The organism is Bradyrhizobium sp., assembly GCF_049512235.1.
Classification (GTDB): domain Bacteria; phylum Pseudomonadota; class Alphaproteobacteria; order Rhizobiales; family Xanthobacteraceae; genus Bradyrhizobium.
In genome coordinates this window covers 1-4,683 of sequence record NZ_JBEKXH010000494.1, presented here as the reverse complement: position 1 = coordinate 4,683, position 4,683 = coordinate 1, and the positions used below count along the sequence as shown (strand labels likewise).

General features: G+C 62.7%; 4 protein-coding genes. All 4 read left to right on the top strand.

The window, feature by feature from the left end; translation table 11 throughout:
* Positions 1–558, top strand: a 558-nt coding sequence (locus ABSG20_RS30285) for a proton-conducting transporter transmembrane domain-containing protein (protein ID WP_423868135.1), incomplete at its 5' end; no start/stop codon positions are given.
* Positions 559–690: 132 nt separating this feature from the next.
* The gene (nuoN, locus tag ABSG20_RS30280) at positions 691–2,127 is read left to right on the top strand and encodes an NADH-quinone oxidoreductase subunit NuoN (protein WP_423868134.1); all 1,437 of its coding nucleotides are present in this window, start codon (positions 691–693) and stop codon (positions 2,125–2,127) included.
* Positions 2,128–2,940: a biotin--[acetyl-CoA-carboxylase] ligase gene (locus ABSG20_RS30275; protein ID WP_423868133.1), complete on the top strand. Its 813-nt coding sequence runs from the start codon at positions 2,128–2,130 to the stop codon at positions 2,938–2,940. It begins immediately after the preceding gene.
* On the top strand, positions 2,940–4,610 hold the full coding sequence (locus ABSG20_RS30270; RefSeq protein WP_423868132.1) for a ribonuclease J: 1,671 nt from the start codon (positions 2,940–2,942) through the stop codon (positions 4,608–4,610). The genes ABSG20_RS30275 and ABSG20_RS30270 overlap by 1 nt, the downstream gene beginning before the upstream one ends.
* Positions 4,611–4,683 lie beyond the last annotated feature (73 nt).

Sequence of the window (4,683 nt, the reverse complement as noted above, 5' to 3'; positions counted from 1 at the left end):
ATGGGGATTTTCGCGGGCACCACCCAGGGGGTGGCCGGCGGCGTGTTCCAGATGGTGTCGCATGGTATCGTGTCGGGCGCGCTGTTCCTCTGTGTCGGTATCGTCTACGACCGCATGCATACCCGCGAGATTGCCGCCTATGGCGGTCTGGTCAATCGCATGCCGCTCTACGCGCTGGTATTCATGGTCTTCACCATGGCCAATGTCGGTCTGCCCGGCACCTCCGGCTTCGTCGGAGAGTTCATGACGGTGATCGGCACCTTCAAGGTCTCGATCCCGACCGCGACCTTGGCGACGACGGGCGTGATCCTGTCCGCGGCCTATGCCTTGTGGCTCTACCGCAAAGTCATATTCGGCGCTTTGACAAAGCCGTCGCTGGCGAGCATCAAGGATTTGACCTTTCGCGAAAATCTGACGCTGGTGCCGCTGGTGGCCCTCACCATCCTGTTCGGGTTCTATCCGAAGCCGGTGCTCGACATGTCGGCGTCGTCTGTGCAGCAACTCGTCAACAACTATAACACCGCCGTTACTGCCGTGAAGGCCGCCGCGCTGCAGTAGAGGGACCAGACAATATGCCAGCGAAGCGGAAACCGGTTTACGTGCGAGAGACGCGTCGAATTTCGAGGCTGGAGCAATGTCTGGTTCTGATTTAATCGGAACCAAAAAGGCGCCAGGTCAGGACAACGCACCATGAGCTTTGAGACTGCGGGTTATCAGTTGCTGCCGGTGCTGCCGGAGCTCGTGCTGGCTGTGGGAGCCTTGGTGCTGCTGATGCTGGGGGCGTATCGCGGGACGCAAACCACGGGTCTCGTCACCGGCCTTGCGGTCTGTCTGTTGGTGCTCACCGGCGTACTGGAATTGGAGCTGCCCGCCGGGCGAGCGACGACCTTCGGCGGCAGCTTCATCGTCGACGATTTTGCCAAGTTCCTGAAGATCCTGGCTCTGACTGGATCGGTGGCCACGCTCGTGCTTTCGACGGAATTCCTGGCCGACCCATCACGACGTATCTTCGAATACGCCATCCTGGTGCTGCTCTCGACGCTGGGCATGATGGTGCTGATCTCGGCCGGCGACCTGATCATGCTTTATCTCGGACTTGAACTGATGTCGCTCGCCCTCTACGTGGTGGCGGCGAGCAACCGCGACAACGCAAAATCCACCGAAGCCGGCCTGAAATATTTTGTGCTGGGGGCGCTGTCGTCGGGCATGCTGCTGTACGGCGCCTCCCTGATCTACGGCTTCACCGGCACCGTGAGCTTCGCGGGCATCGCGGCGGCGGCCAAGACCGGAAGCATCGGCATCGTGTTCGGCCTGGTGTTTCTATTGGCGGGACTCTGCTTCAAGATTTCGGCGGTGCCATTCCACATGTGGACTCCCGACGTCTATGAAGGCGCGCCGACGCCGGTGACGGCGTTCTTCGCTTCCGCGCCCAAGGTCGCGGCGCTCGCCGTGTTCACCCGCGTGGCGTTGACCGCGTTCCCGGGCATCCTCACGCAATGGCAGCAGATCGTGATATTCGTGGCGATCGCCTCGATGGTGCTGGGATCGTTCGCCGCGATCGGCCAGAAGAACATCAAGCGGCTGATGGCCTATTCGTCGATCGGCCATATGGGTTTTGCGCTGGTTGGGCTTGCCGCCGGGACCGCAGAGGGCGCCCAGGGCGTGTTGGTCTATATCGCGATCTATGTGGCGATGACGCTCGGCAGTTTTGCGATTATCCTGGCGATGAAGCGCAACGGCCAGCATTTCGAGAATATCAGCGATTTCGCTGGACTATCGCGCACCAATCCCTTGCTGGCATTTTTCTTCGCCATGCTGCTGTTTTCGCTGGCGGGCATTCCGCCGCTCGCCGGGTTCTTCGCCAAGTTCTACGTCTTCGTCGCGGCGATCAAGGCCGGCCTGTTTACGCTCGCCGTGATCGGCGTGCTTGCGAGCGTGGTCGGCGCATTTTATTATCTCTCGATCATCAAGGTCATGTATTTCGAAGAGCCGCTCGGCAAGCTCGATCCGATGCGCATGGAGCTGCGCACGGTACTGGCGGTCGCAGGCCTGTTCAACATCTTCTTCTTCGTTTATCCCGGACTGCTGGTGAGCGTGGCGAATGCTGCAGCGAAGTCGCTCTTCTAAATGACATTTTCGCTCGGTCCTCGTTCCAGCGCGGAGGGCTATCGGCTCGTCGCTTTCGATCGTATCGGCTCGACCAACGCGGAAGCCATGTCGCGGGCGCGCGACGGCGAATGCGGACCGGTGTGGTTTGTGACCTCGGAGCAGACCGCTGGTCGCGGACGACGGCATCGCCCCTGGATCGCGCCGCGTGGTAACCTCGCCAGCAGCATCCTCGAAGCGATCGTGGTATCGCCGTCCGTGGCAGCGACGCTGGGTTTTACCGCGGGGCTTGCCCTGGATGCGGCGCTGCGAGAGGTAAGCGGCAAGACATTGCCGGGGGCGTTGGGGTCGGATGATATGCAGTTTTCGCTGAAATGGCCCAATGACGTGATGGCGGGGCGGCAAAAGCTCGCCGGAATCCTTTTGGAAGCGGAAACGGTGGCGGAGGGTCGTCTGGCGGTGGTGGTCGGCATCGGTACCAACGTGGTCGGTGCCCCCGAGGATACCCCGACGCCTGCGACGTCGCTGGCGGCGCTCGGCATCGAGGTCAGTGCGGAGGATTTGTTCGCCTGCTTGTCGGACCACTGGGCGGAATTCCGTGCGATCTGGGACAACGGACGCGGTTTCGGCGAAATCCGAAGTCTCTGGCTTTCGCGCGCAGCCGGACTTGGAAAGCCGGTCGCGGTCCACACCGGCGGCACCACCCGGGAAGGCACGTTCGATACGATCGATGAGACGGGCTGCATGATCATCAGGACATCGGGCGGCAAGCGGGTGTCGGTATCGGCGGGCGACGTCTATTTCGGCTCCGCCGCCTCGACAGGGGCAAGCTGATGGCGCGACCGGATGAACTGACCTTTGCGCCGCTCGGCGGCGTCGGCGAGATCGGCATGAACCTGTCGATCTACGGCCTCGGCAACCGTCATCAGCGGTCGTGGCTCGCGGTCGATCTCGGCGTGTCCTTCGGCGACGAGGAGCATCTGCCCGGCATCGACCTGATCATGCCCGATATCAGCTTTCTGGAAAAGGAGCGCAAGAATCTGATTGGTCTTGTGCTGACCCATGCCCATGAGGACCATTTCGGCGCCATTATCGATCTTTGGCCGAAGTTGAAATGCCCGGTTTACGCCACGCAATTCAGCGCCGCGCTGTTCGAGGCCAAGTGCGCGTCCGAGCGCAATCCGCCGAAAATCCCGGTCACGGTGGTTCCCTCCGGCGGCCGTATCGATCTCGGACCGTTCAATGTCGAGTTCATTCCGGTGGCGCATTCGATTCCTGAATCCCATGCGCTGGCGATCCATACCTCGGCCGGGACTGTGTTGCACACCGGCGACTGGAAGATCGATCCGACGCCGATCATTGGCCAGCCGACCGACGAGCGGCGGCTGCGCCAGCTTGGCGACGAAGGCGTGCTGGCGCTGATCGGCGATTCCACTAATGCGGTGCGGGAAGGGCGATCGCCGTCGGAGAGCGAAGTTGCCCGGACCATCGCCGCGCTGGTGCAAGCGGCCAAAGGCCGGGTCGCGGTGACCACCTTTGCCTCCAACGTCGCCCGGATGCGCGCGGTCGCCGACGCGGCAAAGGCGGCCGGCCGCGAAGTCGTAGTGGTCGGCCGCGCCATGGAGCGCGTGGTGCAGGTGGCGCGCGAAACCGGTTTTCTCGACGGGGTGCAGAATTTCCGCGGCGCCGATCTGTACGGCCACTTTCCCCCCGACAAGGTGCTGGCGCTGTGCACCGGAAGCCAGGGCGAGCCGCGCGCGGCGCTATCGCGCATCGCCAATGACGATCATCCGCAGGTAACGCTGAACCGGGGCGACTGCGTGATCTTTTCCTCGCGCACCATCCCCGGCAACGAGAAGGCGGTGGGCACCATCATCAACGGCCTGATCACCCAGGGCGTCGAAGTCATCACCGACCGCACCCAGCTTGTGCATGTCTCCGGTCATCCGCGCCGCGACGAACTCCGCGACATGATCTCATGGGTGCGTCCGCAGTTGCTGATCCCGGTGCATGGCGAAGCCCTGCATCTGTTCGAACATGCCGCGCTGGCCCGCGCCGCGGGCGTGCCCAAGGTGCTGATCTGCCGTAATGGTGATCTCGTCAGGCTGGGGCCGGGAGACCCCGGCATCATTGAGGAACTGCCATCGGGACGGCTTTACAGGGACGGCTCGATCCTGGAAGATTCCAAGTCGCGCGCGGTCGTCGAGCGGCGCAAGCTGGCTTTTGCCGGCTGCGCCTTCATTGCCATCGCCGTCACTGAAAAGGGCGAACTGGCCGACGATCCCGAGGTTGATCTGGTCGGGATCCCCGGGAAGAATAGCGCCGGCGAGATCATCGACGAGATCGTGTTCGACGTGGTGGTGTCGACGGTCGAGAGCCTGCCGCGGGCGCGACGGCGCGATCCCGATGCCATGGCGGAGTCGGTGCGCCGGGCGGTAAGATCAGTGATCAGCGAACACTGGGGCAAGAAGCCGCTGTGCTATGTTCATGTTCTGACGGTGTAGGGTCCTGGCGCGTGCGACTTCCGGGGGTGATCCGAAGGGGTGGATGCGGGCTTTGCCTGGCAATTACATTACC